Origin of the sequence: Aeromonas sp. 602396 (assembly GCF_049173735.1) — a bacterium.
Classification (GTDB): Bacteria; Pseudomonadota; Gammaproteobacteria; order Enterobacterales; family Aeromonadaceae; genus Aeromonas; species Aeromonas veronii_A.
Window position 1 is genome coordinate 20,603 of record NZ_JAAKSD010000011.1, and the last position, 16,760, is coordinate 37,362.

A 16,760-nucleotide genomic window follows, 5' to 3' on the forward strand; every position below is an offset into this window, starting at 1 on the left:
TCCTTTTCGTCATCTTCCTGCCTTGTTCCCATGATGGCACAGCGAGCAAGGGGCCAGAGGGGCATGGCTCACAGAGTCTGCGTCCGGCTCCCGGTGCGGGTGGCTGAGTTGATATGAGCAAAAGAGATAAGCAAAGAGTTATTTCTTTCTTCTGGGCATAACAACTCCACGGCATGCTGTTCTCAACCCAACAAGATATGGAGAATCACCATGAAACTGCGAATGACCGCCCTGACCCTGCTCTCTCTGCTGGCATTTGGTCAGGCCAATGCCGCCGAGATCCGCCTGCTCAACGTCTCTTACGATCCGACCCGCGAGCTGTTTCAGGAGTACAACGCCGCCTTTGCCAAGGAGTGGAAGGCCAAAACCGGCGACGACGTGGTGGTGAGCCAGTCTCACGGTGGCTCCGGCAAGCAGGCCCGTGCTGTGGTGGATGGACTGGAGGCCGACGTGGTATCGCTGGCGCTGGCCTACGATGTCAACGCCATCGCCAAGGCGGGGCTGACCGCTGCCGACTGGCAGAGCCGCCTCGGCAACAACGCCTCGCCCTATACCTCCACCATTGTCTTCCTGGTGCGCAAGGGCAATCCCAAGCAGATCAAGGATTGGGATGATCTGGTGCGCAAGGATGTCGCCATCGTGACTCCCAACCCCAAGACCTCCGGCGGGGCACGCTGGAACTATCTGGCCGCCTGGGGCTATGCCCTGAAGAAGAGCGGCAGTGAAGAGGGGGCCAAGCAGTTTGTCGGCGATCTATTCAAGAACGTGAAGGTGCTGGACTCAGGCGCCCGCGGTGCCACCACCAGCTTTACCGAGCGCGGTCTCGGTGACGTGCTGCTGGCGTGGGAGAACGAAGCCCTGCTGGTGCTTGGTCAGGCGGGTGCCAGCGACAAGTTCGAGCTGGTGGTGCCTTCGGTCTCCATTCTGGCGGAGCCGCCGGTCGCGGTGGTGGACAAGGTGGCCAAGAAGCACGGTACCGAAGCGGTGGCCAAGGCCTATCTCGATTATCTCTACTCTGACGAGGGGCAGCATATCGTCGCCAAACATCACTATCGCCCCAGCAACCCGGCGATCCTGAAGGAGACGGCAGCCCAGTTCCCGCAGCTTGCCCTCTTTACCGTCAAGGATCTGGAAGGGGATTGGGAGAAAGCCCAGAAGAAACACTTCGCCCAGGGCGGTCTGTTTGACCAGATCTATCAGCCGGGTCGTTGATAGCTTCGTTATCCATCACTGAACTGGCCCCTGTGCCAGCCGATAGGAGCACCAAGATGAACAAGATCCTCCTGGTTCCCGGTCTGCACAACAGTGGGCCGGATCACTGGCAGAGCCGCTGGCACGATCATTTTCCCCAATGGCAGCGGATGACCGGGCTGCCGTGGGACAAGCCGGACCTCAGGGTCTGGAGTGCCAAGCTGGCGAGCAAGCTGAAACGTCGCCGCAGCCGGGTCCATCTGGTGGCCCACTCTTTCGGCGCCCTGACCGCCATCGCGGCGGCCCGCTTGCAGCCGGAGAAGGTGGCCTCGATCTTTCTGGTGGCGCCCGCCGATCCTGCCCGTTTTGGCATTGCGGATGAGGCCTTGGCCGGGCCGCTGCAGGTGTCGGCCCAGCTGGTGGCCAGCCGCAATGATCCCTGGATGAGCTTTGAACGGGCCGAATACTGGAGTCGCCAGTGGCAGGTGCCGCTGTTCGATGCCGGTGAGGCTGGCCATATCAATGCCCAGTCCGGTCATGGGGACTGGCATCAGGGGCTGCATTTGCTGGGGGCACTCTACCGCCGTGGTGAGCTGGTAGTGGCACCGGTCAAGGCCGCATCGCCCCGGCCGGTCGTATTGGGCTTTCGCTAGGTATCTGTGAAGTGGTTGGAGGGTTGGCGAGCGCGCTGTTCGCTGGCTACTCCATGCCCCCGTTCTTTGAATGCTCCGCTCCTTATTGCTCCATTTCTTAGGTCTTTTATTTATATAAAAGACCTTTTTTTATTTGGAGTGCGCCAAGAGCCTTGTGACTCTGCGGTTAGACAAAAAAGTGATTAGCAAAGTCGCAATTGATGTTTGTTGCCGATGAGGGGAGTGAGCAGAATCACCATATCGAAAATTCTTCATAACAGATGGATGTGTTATGCGATTTGGTTCTTATTCTGTCCTGCCCGGTTTTGGCCCCACCCTGGGGTTCAGTCTGCTCTATCTGGGCCTGCTGGTGCTGTTGCCGCTCTCGGCCCTGGTACTGTTTGCGATCAACAACCTGACCGCCGCCGAGTTCTGGCAGGTGATCGGTTCACCCCGGGTGCTCGCTTCCTTTCGCCTGAGCTTCGGTGCGGCCTTTGTCGCGGCGCTGCTCAACAGCCTGTTTGGCCTGATCCTGGCCTGGATCCTGGTGCGCTACACCTTCCCCGGTCGTCGTCTGGTGGATGCCCTCATCGACCTACCGTTTGCCATGCCCACCGCTGTCTCCGGCATCGCCCTGTGCGCCATCTTCGCCCCCAACGGCTGGATCGGCCAGCTGCTGGCGCCGCTCGGCATCCAGCTCGCCTACAACCCTATCGGGGTGGTCATCGCACTCACCTTTATCGGATTGCCGTTTGTGGTGCGTACCCTGCAGCCGGTGCTGCGGGAGGCTGAAACCGAGCAAGAGGAGGCCGCCGCCAGCCTCGGCGCCGATCGCTGGCAGACCTTTCTGCGGGTGCTCTGGCCGACCCTGGTGCCTGCCCTGCTCACCGGTTTTGCGCTGGCGTTTGCCCGTGGGGTGGGGGAGTACGGCTCCGTCATCTTCATCGCCGGCAACCTGCCGATGGTCTCGGAAATCGCGCCGCTGATGATCATGAGCCACCTGGAAGAGTATGACTACGCAGGTGCCTCCGCCATCGCCGTGGTGATGCTGCTGATTTCGTTCATTTTGTTACTGCTAATCAACAAGTTGCAGGCCTGGAGCTGGTCTCGCATCGGAGGGAGCCGGATATGAGTTCATCTGCTATCGCCATTGAGGCGGCCTCTGTGGAGGCGACCCCCGCTCGCAAGGCACCGGTCGTGATCCGTGAACCCCAGTGGGTCAAGTGGCTGCTCATCACGGTCGGTTTGGGTTGGTTTGCCGCCCTGTTGCTGCTGCCGTTGGCCACCGTCTTTATTCAGGCGCTGACGCCGGGGCTCGCCTTCTTCTGGCACGCCATCAGCGAGCCGGATGCCTTGAGCGCCCTCGGTCTCACCGCGTTGGTGACCCTCTGTGCGGTTCCACTCAATTTGTTGTTCGGGATTGCGGCGGCCTGGGCTATCGCCCGTTTCCGCTTCCCCGGTCGGCAGCTGCTCATCACCATCATCGATCTGCCCTTCTCGGTGTCGCCGGTGATCGCCGGTCTGATGCTGGTGTTGATGTTCGGCAGCCGCGGCTGGTTTGGTGACTGGTTGAGCGAACATGACATCAAGATCATCTTCGCCACCCCGGGGATCATCCTAGCTACCACCTTCATTACCGTGCCTTTCGTGGTGCGCGAGCTGCTGCCCCAGATGGAGGCGCGCGGCCCGGAAGAGGAAGAAGCCGCCATCATGCTGGGGGCGAGCGGTCTGCAGATGTTCTGGCGCGTCACCCTGCCCGGCATTCGCTGGAGCCTGATGTACGGCCTGCTGCTCTGTACCGCCCGCGCAGTGGGGGAGTTTGGCGCTGTGTCGGTAGTTTCCGGCCATATTCGCGGCCAGACCAATACCCTGCCGCTGCATATCGAAATCCTCTACAACGAGTACCAGACCGGCGCCGCCTTTGCAGTGGCAAGCCTCTTGGCTCTGTTCGGGATCTTCACCCTGCTGGGGGAAACCCTGTTGGCCCGGCTGCGTGCCCAGCCCACCAAATCTCACTGATCACCGTTTTAAAGAGGCAGCCATGAGCATTCAGGTTCAACAACTCAACAAGCATTTCAATCAGTACGCGGCGCTGGCAGACATTAACCTCGACTTTCACGACGGTGAGCTGGTGGCGCTGCTCGGCCCCTCCGGTTGCGGCAAGACCACCCTGCTGCGGATCATCGCCGGGCTGGAGCAGGCCGACTCTGGCCACGTCATCATCCGTGGCGAGGACGCATCGGATCTCCATGTGCGCGAGCGCAACGTCGGCTTCGTGTTCCAGCACTACGCCCTGTTTCGCCACATGACGGTGTTCGAAAACGTAGCGTTTGGCCTGCGGGTCAAACCGCGCAGCGAGCGCCCGGCCGAGGCGGCCATTCGTGCCCGGGTCAAGGAGCTGCTGGATCTGGTGCAGCTCAGCCACGTGGCTGAGCGCTACCCGACCCAGCTCTCCGGCGGCCAGCGTCAGCGGGTCGCGCTGGCCCGCGCGCTGGCGGTGCAGCCCAAGGTACTGCTCTTGGACGAGCCCTTCGGCGCCCTCGATGCGCAGGTGCGCAAGGAGCTGCGTCGCTGGCTGCGCGAGCTGCACGACGAGCTGCACGTCACCAGTCTGTTCGTGACTCACGATCAGGAAGAGGCGCTGGAGGTAGCGGATCGGGTGGTGCTGATGAATGCCGGACGGGTCGAGCAGATCGGCACCCCGGCCGAGGTCTACGACCAGCCCGCCAGCTCCTTCGTCCACAGCTTCCTCGGCAGTGTGAACCAGTTCCGCGGTCGGGTGGCGGAGCAGGGATTCGGTGTCGGCGAGCAGCTGCTCGGCGGGCCGTCGGCTTCCCATCTGGCTCACGGCAGTGCCGCCATCGCCTATGTCCGCCCCCATGAACTGGAGATCTTGCCAGCCGATGCGCCGGGCGGGATCCGCGCCACCATTACCCGTCTGCTGCCCATGGGGCCACGCATTCGGGTGGAGCTGCGTGGTGACGGTGAGACCAAAGGGGCTCACTATGAGGCGGAGCTGAGCAAGGAGGCGGCCAAGCTGTTTGCCCCGGGTCAGGGGGTGAAGCTGGTGGCCAGACAGGCGCAGTTCTATCCCGACTATCAGATTTGATGCTGTGTTGCGGGCGGTGTGGCCGCCCGGTTCAGGCTGTCAGCCGGGCATGATCCGGCCAAATAACAAAAATGAGAGGGGCGAGCAGATTGTGTCGCCCACTCTTCGCAGGAGGCGACAAGGTGAATTTCCAGCAGTTACGTATTATCCGGGAGGCAGCGCGGCGGGATTACAACCTGACCGAGGTGGCCAATGCCCTTTTTACCTCGCAATCCGGGGTGAGTCGCCATATCCGCGAGCTGGAAGAGGAGCTCGGTATCGAGCTCTTTATCCGCTACGGTAAGCGGCTGCTCGGTATGACCGAGCCTGGCAAGGAGCTGCTGGTGATTGCCGAGCGCATTCTCAATGACGCCAACAACATCCGCAAACTGGCCAGTACCTTTGCCAACCGCGACTCGGGCCGCTTGCTGGTGGCGACCACCCATACCCAGGCCCGCTATGCCCTGCCGCGGGTGGTGAAGGCGTTTCGCGAGCAGTTTCCGCTGGTACAGCTGGAGCTTCGTCAGGGCAGCCCGGAGGAGATTGTGCGGCTGGTGCAGACCGGCGAGGTGGATATCGGCATCAGCAGCGAGCAGCTCGACAAGAGCGAAGGGGTGGTGGCATTTCCCTACTACCGCTGGCACCACAATATCGTGGTGCCCGAGCAACATCCGCTGGCAGGTGAGCGGGAGCTGACGCTGGCGGCGCTGGCCAACTGGCCCATCGTCACCTATCAAGCCGGGTTGACCGGGCGGGTGCGGGTGGATGAAGCCTTTGCTGCGGCTGGCATTGAACCGCAGATCCTGCTGACGGCGCAGGACTCCGATGTCATCAAGACCTATGTCGAGCTGGAGATGGGGGTCGGCATACTGGCCGACATGGCGTTCGACGCACAGCGCGATCAGGGGCTGGTACAGCTTGATGGCAGCCATCTGTTTGCCCCCCATACCGCCTGGATTGGCCTCAAGCAGGGGCAGTTCCAGCACAACTTTGCCTGGCAGTTTATCCAGCTCTGCAACCCCGAGCTGGCGCTGGCGGATATTCAAGCCCGCGCCATGGGCAGCGAGCCTGCCCTCGACTTCCAGATTTGAATAGGAAGAGATGACAAAAGGGGAGCCAATGGCTCCCCTTTTTTGTTGCTGGCAGATGAGATTGCCAGCAAAAACAGACGGCTTCATATGAATTTTTTCACTTAGGTTTGCCAGTTAATTTTGTTTGTTATCCGGTACTTGGGTTGCAGGATGGAATAAGTGACTGACCAAAGTCGATCCATTCAGGATAAAGCATGCCGTATAGCTACCTATCACATCTGCGTTGCAGCAAGAGTGGCGAGATCCATGAGGCTGACCAGCCCTGGCAACTGAGCCGGGCTGGTGCGCCACTGCTGGCCAGCTACGATCTCGATGCGCTGAAGCGAGCATGGCACCCGGCGGCATTGCTGGGGCGCCCGGCCAGCCTGTGGCGTTATCACGAGTTGCTGCCGGTGCGAGATCCCGCCCACGTTGTGACGCTGGGGGAGGGATTCACCCCACTGCTACGGCTGCCTACGCTGGGCAAGCAGATCGGTATTCCGGATCTCTGGATGAAGGATGAGAGCGTCATCCCCACCGGCTCCTTCAAGGCTCGTGGTGCAGCGGTGGGCATCTCCCGCGCGCGTGAACTCGGCGTCACTCACTTCGCCATGCCGACCAACGGCAACGCAGGCGCTGCATGGGCGCTCTACGGTGCCCGTGCCGGACTGCGCAGCACCATCGTTATGCCGCAGGCAGCCCCCGCCATCACTCGACTGGAGACCTCTCTCGCCGGTTCCCGCCTCTATCTGGTGGATGGCCTGATCAGCGATGCCGGTCGTCAGGTGGCGCAGGCGGTGGCGGAGCAATCCCTGTTTGACGCCTCAACCCTGAAGGAGCCCTACCGGATTGAGGGCAAGAAGACCATGGGGCTGGAGATTGCCGAACAGCTGGGCTGGACCCTGCCGGATGTGATCATCTATCCGACCGGTGGCGGGGTCGGCCTCATCGGTATCTACAAGGCGCTGCGCGAGCTGCAGGAGCTGGGCTGGGTCAAGGGCGCGTTGCCCAGACTGGTCGCGGTACAGGCGAGTGGCTGCGCGCCCATTGTGCAGGCGTGGCAACAGAGAGCCACCGAATCGAGCTTCTGGCCCGACTCCCAAACGCTGGCTTTCGGCATCAATGTACCCAAGGCACTGGGAGATTTTCTGGTGCTGGACGCCCTCTATCGCACCGAGGGTTGCGCCATCGCGGTGGATGACAAGGCCATCCAGAGCGAGATCCGCCAGCTTGCCTCTCGCGAAGGGAGCTTTGTCTGCCCTGAGGGGGCCGCCGCGTTTGCTGCTGCTCGTCAACTACGCGAGGCTGGCTGGATCCGTGGGGGAGAGCAGGTCGTGGTGCTCAATACCGGTGCCGGCATCAAGTACCCGGATGCGATCACTGTGCTGCCCCAGCGTCTGCAGCGTGACGGGAGGATCCCGGCATGAATCTGGATCTGCCTTTCATCCTCACGACGCTGCCCGCCTTCGGCAAGGCGGTCTGGGTCACCTTGCAACTGGGAGCCATAGTGATCCTCACTTCGCTGGCGGTCGCCCTGCTCAACGTCGCCCTGTTGAGCCTGCACAAGCGGCAGCTCAGCGCACTGATCCGCGGATATGTCGAGCTGGCTCGCAACACGCCGCTGCTTATCCAGCTCTTCTTCCTCTATTTCGGGCTGCCTGCGCTCGGCTTGTCGCTGTCGGGCTTTACCACTGCGGTGATTGCCATGACCTTCCTCGGCGGTGGTTATCTGACCGAGGCGCTGCGTGCAGGCATTCAGGCGGTGCCCGCCAGTCAGCTGGAGGCTGGCAGGGCCATCGGCCTCTCCCGCTGGCAACTGCTGCGCCACGTGCAGTTGCCCCAGGCCTGGCTCGCCAGCCTGCCGGCGCTGTTTGCCAACTTCATCTTTCTGCTCAAGGAGACGACTGTGGCTTCGGCGGTGGCGGTGCCAGAGCTGCTCTACACCACCAAGAATTACATCGCCCTCTACTACAAGACCTACGAGATGCTGGCGGTGCTGACCTTGATGTGCGTGCTGATCTTCCTGCCGCTCTCGCTCGCTCTGCGCGTCGTTGAAAGGAGGCTGCAACATGGTCAGTTCGGTCACTGAATCGCTGATGCAGGCGAGGATCCCGATGTGGGCACTTATCTTCCAGCTGCCGCAGATTCGCCACCGAGGCGCAGGAAAGGAGGGCTCAATATGGTCAATTCCGTTACTGAGCAGCTGACGCAGGCGCTGCCACTGCTGGCGGTGGGCGCGGGTCAGACCCTCGCCATCTCGCTACTGGCCATCCTGCTTGCCACCCTCGGCGGTGTCGCTTACGGCGTGTTGGCACAACAGGGCGGCCGGTTGGTGCGGGGCCTGCTGCGGCTTTATCTCGAGCTGTTTCGGGTAGTGCCGGTGCTGGTGTGGCTCTATCTCTTTTTCTTCGGGTTGCCGATCTTTTTCGGCCTCGATATTCCGGCCTTCTGGTGCGCCGTGCTGGTACTCGCCCTCTGGGGCGCCAGCGAGGTGGGAGAGGTGGTGCGCGGTGGCCTCAACTCCCTCGCCCGTGGTCAGCAGGAGGCCGGGTTGGCGCTCGGGCTCTCGACCTGGCAGCTCTATCGCCATGTGTTGCTGCCGCAGGCGTTGCAGCGGCTGACGCCGCCGACCATCAACATCTACACCCGCATCATCAAGACCAGTTCGCTGGCGGTGCTGATCGGGGTGGTGGAGGTGATCAAGGTGGGCCAGCAGGTCATCGAGCGCACCTATGGCTCGCTGCTTATTTACGGTCTGCTGTTTCTGTTCTTTTTTCTGGTCTGCTATCCGCTCTCGCTCGCCTCGCGCCGGCTGGAGCAACAATGGGGTAATGCGGTATGACACCTCTGCTTGAACTCGGTTCTGTCAGTAAACAGTTCGGCCCGAATCTGGTGCTGGATCGGATCAGCCTCAGCGTGCGAGCCGGGGAGGTGATCGTCATCCTGGGGCCTAGCGGCTGTGGCAAGAGCACACTGCTGCGCACTCTCAACGGGCTCGAACCCATTCAGGGGGGCGAGATCCGCTTCGATGGTGTGTTGCTGGATGGTGCCACCGACTGGCAGCGGGTGCGCCAGCGGATCGGCATGGTGTTCCAGAGCTATCACCTCTTCCCCAACCTGACGGTGCTGGAAAATGTGCTGCTCGGCCCCCTGCAGGTGCAAAAGCGGGAGCGGGCAGAGGCACTGCTGCAAGCCGAGCAGCTGCTGACCCGCATCGGCCTGTGGGAGCGGCGCCATGACTATCCGCGCCAGCTTTCCGGCGGCCAGCAGCAGCGCATCGCCATCGTGCGGGCGCTGTGCATGAACCCGCAGGTGATGCTGTTTGACGAGGTGACCGCTGCGCTGGATCCCGAGATGGTGCAGGAGGTGCTGGAGGTGATCCGCGATCTCGCCGGCAGCGGCATGACCCTGCTTATCGTCACCCACGAGCTGGCCTTCGCCCGGGCGGTGGCGGATCGCATCGTCTTCATGGATGGCGGCCACATTCTGGAGCAGGCAGCACCTCACCAATTTTTCGACAATCCCAGGAGCCAGCGTGCGCGCCAGTTCCTCGCCAAGTTTTCTTATACAAATGTCATCAAACGAAAGGAGTCAGCATGAAAAAAATCACCTCGGTTCTGCTTAGTGCCTTATTGGGACTGGGTATTGCCAGTGGCGCCGCCCATGCGGCGGACGGTTCCCTCGACAAGATCAAGGCGCGGGACAAGCTCATCGTCGGCGTCTTCACCGACAAGCCGCCGTTTGGCTACGTGGACGAGAAGGGGAACTACGTCGGTTTTGACACCGATCTCGGCCGCCGCTTCGCCAAGGATCTGCTGGGGGACGAGAACAAGATCGAGTTCGTGGCGGTGGAGCCAGCCAGCCGCATCCCCTTCCTGCAGAGCGACAAGGTGGATCTGATCCTCGCCAATATGACGGTGACCCCGGAGCGGCGCGAGGTGGTGGATTTCACCAACCCGAACCTGCGAGTGGCGGTACAGGTGCTGGTGCCGGAAGGGAGTCCGGCCAAGAAGCTCGATGATCTGGCCAGCAAGACCCTGATCGTGACCACCGGCACCACGGCCGACATCTGGCTGACCCGTAACCACCCAGAGTGGAAGGTTCTCAAGTTCGAGAAGAACACCGAATCTTTGCAGGCACTGGCCCAAGGGCGCGGTGACGCCTACGCCCAGGACAATCTGGTGCTGTTCAGCTGGGCCAAGGAGAATCCGGGCTACCGGGTATTGCCCGAAAAATTGGGCTCGGAAGACCCGATCGCCCCGGCGGTGAAGAAGGGCAATATCGAGCTGCGTGACTGGGTCAACGACCGTCTCGCCAAGCTGGGGGAGGAGAAGTACCTGCTGAAACTCTATGACCAGTATGTGCGTGACAAGCTGAGCCCTGATACCGATCCGAATGATGTGATTGTCGAAGGAGGAAAATGGCAGGGTTAATGGACAAATCCTGTTTGAAGAGTGTGTTGAGTGTGTTGAGTGTGTGAAGTAAGTGAAGAGTGAGGTCTTGGTTCCGTTGGTATGCAAACCGCAAGGTTTGATTTTTCCGGGCGTCCCCTGCTAGAGAGGACGCCCTTTTTTATGTGGCCAAGCGTGGGTTAGTGCACTTCATCCCACGCCATTTGCCAGTGGGAGCCGAAACCCGGCTCGTACTGGGTGGCAGTGGTGGTCCACTGCTGGCAGTAGCCGCTGTAGGGGAAGGGCTTGCACTGATAGATCTTGCCATTTTTCGGCTGCTGCACCTTGGTGCCGGCGGCATAGGATTTGAGCGAGTTCGGGAAGATGAAGTCGTATTCGCCGCTGCTCTGCTCCTTGAACATCAGATCCATGGTCTGCTGGATGGTCTCGCCGCCCGCTTTCGGGGTGGCCTTGATCACCAGCTGGTGGTGACCCGCCTTGAGACCTTCCAGCGCCATGGTGAAGGTGTGGCTGCTGTCCTTGATGTCGGCACTGCTTTCACCCTTGGCGACGCCGCCGTGGTCATAGAGGGTGTTGGTGACGGCCAGATCGCCCTGTGCGGTGACGGTGAAATCGAGGGTTGCCTTGCCGTTGTCCAGCACATAGTCGCTGGCCAGACCGCTGACGCTGATGCTGTCCACTACCGGCGGCTGCAGCTGTTGCATATCAATCTCGACTCGATCCAGTTTGCTGTCTCGATGCAGATAGACGGGGTTCATACCGTAGACCGGATTGAACTGACCATCGGCTCCTTGCTGACCGGCGCGGATCAGGCTCTGTTCGGCGTTGATCTTGCTGGCGAGGGCATGGGCCCAGCTGTTCTTCTGGCCCTGCTCGGCGGTGGTGATGGTCAGTACGGTCTGCAGATCGGGGCGCTCGCCGTTGGCATCGAATACCCGGGTCATCGCCTTGTCACCCACTGCGAGGTCGATGGAGGGGTAGATGGTGCCTGCCTGGCTCCACTCCAGCGGCGGCTGGCTACCATCTTTGAACTTGGCATCGATGATGTTGTAGAAGCTGTTGCTGGTGTCGCCCACTTCCCACACGCCGAGGATCACCTGATAACCGGTGCGCTCCGGCAGGATACAGTTGTGGGTCACCTGCTTGGGCGGCTGCACCATGTTGCCGTCGATGATGCAGAAGGGGGTCAGGTCGAACGAGGCGCGGGTGAGCGGCTGGTTGGGGTTCCAGTCCTGCTTGGTTAGGTAGTAGCGCCAGTTGCGGGTGACGTGGTTGGCAGTGAAGGTCCAGCTGATGGCGAAGGGGCCGGGCTGTACTTCACGCTTGGTCCAGCGGTCGCTGGTCTGGATGTTCAGCTCGCTCCAGCGCGGGCTGCCCGCCGAGGCGATTTGACCATCCTGCGGGCCGCTCTGCGGGAAGCCTGATGGGCCCTCCACGCTCTGGGGTTCCCACTGCACGCCGCCACACTGGCTGTTGCCGCCGGTTTTGCACAGATAGTTGCGACTCTCGGGCTGGCTGATGTAGCCGTGGGCCAGTGCGCTGCCGCTGGCCAGCAGGGCCAGCATCGCCGCGATGTGATTGAGTTGGATTTTTGCTGCCATACATTCCTCTGTTCGATAGATGTGGGCAGTCAGTTGGCCGGGGAGTTCCCCGATGCACACTTGCGTGTGGCAACCCCGCTATCCTGGACAAAACGTCTGTAGACCGGAGGCTTTGCGTCCCGACCTTTCGGTCAGTTTGCCAAATGACTAGATGGTTAGTGATGGGCCAAATGTTCGGCCGTCTGCATTGTGCACCGCATTGATTAATTATTTGAAGTTAAATGTTTAAATGCATAATCCGGTGGCACAAAAAACGTTCTAACTGGCTGTTTTTAAATTGTTCTCTAATTTGTGAATGGCGTCGAATACCGTTGAATATGCCGATAAGGTGCATGCTGATTGCGTGTTGTCGGCGTAAAAAAACCTGCCAGCCGAGCTGGCAGGTCGAGTGACAAGGCGACACGGATTGACGCCATCAATGGCGGGCGCGCTGCTCGCTATTGGAGTGATGTAGAGTTGGCATCATAGGAGTCTTGCTGGACTCCTTGCCCAGTTTGAACACCGCAAGCCGCTCATCCAGGCTGCGGGAGAGACCGGCCAGCAGTTCGCTCTCCTGCGCCAGTTGCGAGGCGGACTGGGACATCTCGAGCGCCGAGTCGTTGATGCCGCTGACGTTGCGATTCATATCCTCGGCCACCATGCTCTGCTGTTCGGCGGCGGTAGCGATCTGGGTCGCCATGTCGCTCACATGCTGGATATGGTTGACGATCAGGGTGAGATCCTGCCCCGCCTGCTGGGACTGGTTGACGCTGCTCTCCGCCAGTTTGCGGCTGGTATCCATGGCGTTGGCGGCGGTGACGGCCCGTTGCTGCAGCTGGGCGATGGTGCTCTGGATCTCTTCGGTGGACTGGCGGGTACGACTGGCCAGCTGGCGCACTTCGTCGGCGACCACGGCAAAGCCACGTCCCTGCTCCCCTGCACGGGCTGCTTCTATGGCGGCGTTGAGCGCCAGCAGATTGGTCTGATCCGAGATTGAGCTGATAACGGCGGTCACTTCACTGATCTGCATCACCCCCTCTTTGAGCTGGTTGACCTGCAGAGTGGCCTGCTCCACTTCGGTTGCCAACGCCTTGATGCCATGCACACTGGCGTGAACATCACGGTTGCCTAGCCCGGCTTCACCTGTCGCTTCCTGGGTATCCCGCGCGGTATTTTCGGCGTGCCCGGCCACATCAGAGATGGTGGCGCTCATCTCGTTCATGGCGGTGGCGAGCTGGGCCAGTTGATCCCGCTGGCTGGTGACCGCCTGATTGGTCTGCTCGGCAGAAGCGGCGATGCGCAAGGCGGCATCCGCCACATTGCGAGCCCCCTGGCTTGCCTCCAGCAGGGCGTGGCGAATGGCATCGAGACTCTGATTGGTACAGCGGGCGACCATGCCCAGCTCATCCTTGCCATGTACCGGGATGCTCACCACCAAATCCCCCTTGGCGACCCGTTGCATGGCGTGGTTGATCTGGCTGAGGGGGGAGACGATGGAGCGGGTGATGCGCCAGCCCAGCAGCCCCATCAGCAGGATCACGATGGCGGTGGCGGTACCCATCTTCATGTACTGGGCCCAGATGGTCTGCTGAATATCTTGCAGCAGCATGCCGGAGCCGAGGATCCAGCCCCAGGGTTGATAGCCGGAGACCATGGAGAGTTTGTCAGCGGTTTCGCCCGACGGGCCAGTCCAGACATATTGCAGGGTCCCATGCTTGCCCCCCTTGGCGATATCCACCATCTGATACCAGAACTGCCCGGCGGTGGCAGCGCCCCCTTCGCCCATTTTCTGACCGATCAGTTCGGGGCGGATGGGGTGAACTACCATAGTGCGGTTCTCGTCGATGACAAACAGGTAGTTGTTGCCATCAAAGCGGGTGTTGGTCAGCAGTTTACGCGCCTCCTGCTGGGCCTGTTCCATGGGCAGGGTGCTGGCCAGAAACTGGATCTGGCTCATAGCCTGGTCCAGCACGGCATTGAGCCGTGCCTCTCGCTCGCTCATCAGATTTCGCTGGAGCGCATTGGCCGAGATGAGCAGCAGCGAGACAAAACCGACAAACGCCAACGTGAGCAGCAAGATCAATTTGCGGCTCACGGTGATATCACCGAGCTTGAACATGATTAAACCCTCGTTATCCCGTTTTATGGTGGCTCTGTACCGCTGCAGCCAGTTCGTCAAAGTTAACAACTCATTTACTTTCAGCCGTTTGCCGACCGTTTCTGATGAGCGCTTGAACAACAGTATAGCCAGCAGACAGCGCTCCCCATTTTTTGGTAGCGTGTTCATGCGCATCCCTGCGCAATTTTTGCCAAAGAGTGTGAATCATTTGGCATTTCACTAAAAAAAGGAGTGGGCCCCGCTGCGGGTGACCCCATCACAAGAGGGAATTTATGAGTTCCATTGCCAGGAATTACTTCAACCAACTCAACGCCGATTATCTGCAGGTACACAGGTGCAAAGAGGATCTTTTCTGGTCCACTTATATGGGCACCAGCGACGATCAGGCCGGTTTTACCGCGGCCGAGCAAGCCTACAAGGCTTTTTGTGCCAATCCTGCCCGCCTGCCCGCGTTGCGGGAGATGCTGGCGCAGGCCGAAGAGGATGATCTCAAACGCGGCCTGTGGGGCTGGATCGCCTTCTTCGAGTGCAATGTGATTGAAGATCCCGCCGCTGCCGCCCTGATGGATGAGCTGGTGGCTGCCGAGGCGGCGCTGTTCGCCCGCCGCAAGGGGCTGAAACTGACCCTGCTGGATGAGCATGGCCAGCAGGTGGCTGGTAGCCTACCCGCCGCCAGTACCTCCCTTGCCGCCAGCCCGAGCGAGGCGGTGCGCCAGAGCGCGCTCGCCATGTTCCACACCCTGGAGCAGTGGGTGGTCGGCAATGGTTTTCTCGAGGTGGTGGCGCTGCGCAACCGCTTTGCCAGAGCCATGGGCTATCGCGACTACTTCGATTACAAGGTGCGCAAGAACGAGCAGATGAGCCCGGAGCAGTTGTTCTCCATTCTCGACGACTTCATTTCCCGCACCGACGCCCGGCTGCAGCAAAGCCTTGCCGAGCTGAAAGCGGCCAAGGGGGAGGCGGCCCTGATGCCCCATAACCTGCGCTACGCCATCAGTGGTGATGTAACCCGCCAGCTCGATCCTTATGTGCCCTTCTCGCGGGCGCTGAAGGATTGGGTCGAGAGCTTCCGTCGTCTCGGCATCCAGTATCGCGGGGCGACCCTCACCCTGGACTTGCTGACCCGGGAGGGGAAATACGAGAACGGCTTCTGCCACGGCCCGGTGCCGAGCTTCTTCCAGCAGGGGGAGTGGATACCTGCGGTGGTCAATTTCACCAGCCTGGCCGATCCGGCGCAGGTGGGCAGCGGCTGGAGCGGGCTCAACACCCTGTTCCACGAGGGGGGCCACGCCGCGCATTTTGCCAATGTCACCGGCAACGCCCCCTGCTTCTCACAGGAGTTTCCGCCCACCTCTATGGCTTATGCCGAGACCCAGTCGATGTTCTGCGACAGCCTGCTGGACGATGCCGACTGGCTCAAACGCTACGCCAGAAATGCGGCAGGAGAGGCGATCCCCGATGCGCTTATCAAGGAGATGATCGCCGCCCGTCAGCCGTTTCGCGCTTTTAACGAACGTCAGATCGCGCTGGTGGCCTACTTCGAGCGGGATCTCTACGCCATGGATGAGGCTGAACGTACTCCCGAGGCTGTGCTGGCGCTGGCCCGCAAGTGGGAGCGCAAGATCCTCGGTGTCGAGAGCCCGCGCCCGCTGCTGGCCATTCCGCACCTCCTTAATCAGGAGTCGGCCTGCGCCTATCACGGCTACCTGCTGGCGCTGATGGCGGTGGAGCAGACCCGCGCTTACTTCCTCAAGCGCGATGGCTACCTCACCGACAACCCGCGCATCGGGCCGGATCTGGCCGCCCACTACTGGGGGCCGGGCAACGGCATGACTCATGATGAGACCCTGCGCAGCCTGACTGGTGAAGGCTTCAGTGCCGTGCCGCTGGCCGAGGCGTGCAACCTGAGCGCCGCTGAGGCGTGGCAACAGGCGCAAGCCTGCATGGCCGCAGCCCAGCAGCGCCCCGCGGCTGGCGAGGAAAGCCCGCTCGATGCCCATATCCGGGTGGTCCACGGCGCCGAGCTTATCGCCGACAACAACGAGTCGGAAACCCGCATGCTGGCCGACTTCGAGGCGTGGATCGTCAACCATTACAAACCGGTTTCAGCCGAATAATCCGCACAGCTCCCGGTGATCAGGCCGGGAGCTGTGCTTTTCATGGTTATTCGTTGTCGTAACCGTGGCAGACGCTGCCATATTATTGGCAGGTGCGCGACATAGTTTGTCGCCTTGCCGATTGGGTCCGCATTTTGCCATCAGATATGTATTCATATGAACATGAATAGGAATTGCAGGCTGCAAGATAGTAGATTCACTGAGTTACGCTCTTTTGTCTTTTCTGTTAATAGTGCTTTTTGTAGTCATCTTTGTGCATAAAGATTGATCCATTCAACTATCTGCTAGTTATTCTCATCTTTCCGGGTTGACTAAATTGTCCACAACTGCAAAATCGCCCACCTTGCCACCCCCGATGTGAGTCGGGCTCGGAAAGCTTCAGATCTCTTCCCCCCGAGATGGCTGAGCCGCACATGAAAATGGCGTCAGCTCTCAACTCTTTCTGCGCGTTCGCCTGCTTCATGCTATCCGTCGATAACGTTGACACTGCTGTTGTGCTGTCCGTGCAGGGCAATGCGCATCTCGCGACATTGCCTGAGTCTGCCGATGCA

At 60.7% G+C, this 16,760-nt stretch carries 14 protein-coding genes and 1 riboswitch; of the genes, 12 read left to right on the forward strand and 2 right to left on the reverse strand.

The genetic code is table 11. The annotated features are described in order from the left end of the window. The first annotated feature begins 210 nt into the window (after positions 1-210). The 11 genes from G5229_RS13635 to G5229_RS13685 all read left to right on the forward strand — a co-directional run bounded on the left by G5229_RS13635 (position 211) and on the right by G5229_RS13685 (position 10,414). Complete coding sequence (locus G5229_RS13635) at positions 211-1,212, forward strand: sulfate ABC transporter substrate-binding protein (protein ID WP_128814869.1); 1,002 nt, start codon at positions 211-213, stop codon at positions 1,210-1,212. Positions 1,213-1,268: 56 nt separating this feature from the next. Then, on the forward strand, positions 1,269-1,844 hold the full coding sequence (locus G5229_RS13640) for an RBBP9/YdeN family alpha/beta hydrolase (RefSeq protein ID WP_040067346.1): 576 nt from the start codon (positions 1,269-1,271) through the stop codon (positions 1,842-1,844). A 271-nt stretch (positions 1,845-2,115) separates the two neighbouring features. Continuing rightward, positions 2,116-2,955, forward strand: coding sequence for a sulfate ABC transporter permease subunit CysT (gene cysT, locus G5229_RS13645; RefSeq protein WP_040067348.1), 840 nt, complete (start codon positions 2,116-2,118; stop codon positions 2,953-2,955). After that, a complete protein-coding gene (gene cysW, locus G5229_RS13650) occupies positions 2,952-3,842 on the forward strand; it encodes a sulfate ABC transporter permease subunit CysW (RefSeq protein WP_005343065.1) in 891 nt (296 codons plus the stop codon). Before cysT ends, cysW begins: the two co-directional genes overlap by 4 nt. Before the next feature lie 22 nt (positions 3,843-3,864). Next, a complete protein-coding gene (locus tag G5229_RS13655; RefSeq protein ID WP_113740060.1) occupies positions 3,865-4,932 on the forward strand; it encodes a sulfate/molybdate ABC transporter ATP-binding protein in 1,068 nt (355 codons plus the stop codon). A 122-nt stretch (positions 4,933-5,054) separates the two neighbouring features. Then, positions 5,055-6,002 carry an HTH-type transcriptional regulator Cbl gene (gene cbl / locus G5229_RS13660; protein ID WP_216959546.1) on the forward strand — a complete coding sequence of 316 codons (948 nt, stop codon included), beginning with the start codon at positions 5,055-5,057 and terminating at the stop codon, positions 6,000-6,002. A 194-nt stretch (positions 6,003-6,196) separates the two neighbouring features. Further along, positions 6,197-7,408 carry a threonine synthase gene (locus tag G5229_RS13665; protein ID WP_216952130.1) on the forward strand — a complete coding sequence of 404 codons (1,212 nt, stop codon included), beginning with the start codon at positions 6,197-6,199 and terminating at the stop codon, positions 7,406-7,408. Beyond that, positions 7,405-8,070 (forward strand): amino acid ABC transporter permease, encoded by a 666-nt coding sequence (locus G5229_RS13670; RefSeq protein WP_216952129.1) that lies wholly within the window; start codon positions 7,405-7,407, stop codon positions 8,068-8,070. Before G5229_RS13665 ends, G5229_RS13670 begins: the two co-directional genes overlap by 4 nt. Before the next feature lie 90 nt (positions 8,071-8,160). Continuing rightward, positions 8,161-8,823: an amino acid ABC transporter permease gene (locus tag G5229_RS13675; RefSeq protein WP_216952128.1), complete on the forward strand. Its 663-nt coding sequence runs from the start codon at positions 8,161-8,163 to the stop codon at positions 8,821-8,823. Continuing rightward, complete coding sequence (locus G5229_RS13680; protein WP_040067361.1) at positions 8,820-9,581, forward strand: amino acid ABC transporter ATP-binding protein; 762 nt, start codon at positions 8,820-8,822, stop codon at positions 9,579-9,581. Before G5229_RS13675 ends, G5229_RS13680 begins: the two co-directional genes overlap by 4 nt. After that, positions 9,578-10,414: a transporter substrate-binding domain-containing protein gene (locus tag G5229_RS13685; protein ID WP_040067363.1), complete on the forward strand. Its 837-nt coding sequence runs from the start codon at positions 9,578-9,580 to the stop codon at positions 10,412-10,414. Before G5229_RS13680 ends, G5229_RS13685 begins: the two co-directional genes overlap by 4 nt. Before the next feature lie 158 nt (positions 10,415-10,572). Here the strand turns inward: G5229_RS13685 and gbpA are convergent, their stop codons facing one another. Further along, on the reverse strand, positions 10,573-11,994 hold the full coding sequence (gbpA, locus tag G5229_RS13690; RefSeq protein ID WP_216959534.1) for an N-acetylglucosamine-binding protein GbpA: 1,422 nt from the start codon (positions 11,992-11,994) through the stop codon (positions 10,573-10,575). Positions 11,995-12,059: 65 nt separating this feature from the next. After that, positions 12,060-12,145, reverse strand: a riboswitch (cyclic di-GMP riboswitch). A gap of 264 nt (positions 12,146-12,409) precedes the next feature. Then, positions 12,410-14,092 (reverse strand): methyl-accepting chemotaxis protein, encoded by a 1,683-nt coding sequence (locus G5229_RS13695; protein WP_323912491.1) that lies wholly within the window; start codon positions 14,090-14,092, stop codon positions 12,410-12,412. Positions 14,093-14,364: 272 nt separating this feature from the next. On the opposite strand from G5229_RS13695, the gene G5229_RS13700 reads away from it, so the two are divergent. Continuing rightward, on the forward strand, positions 14,365-16,209 hold the full coding sequence (locus G5229_RS13700) for a M3 family metallopeptidase (protein ID WP_323912493.1): 1,845 nt from the start codon (positions 14,365-14,367) through the stop codon (positions 16,207-16,209). Positions 16,210-16,760 lie beyond the last annotated feature (551 nt).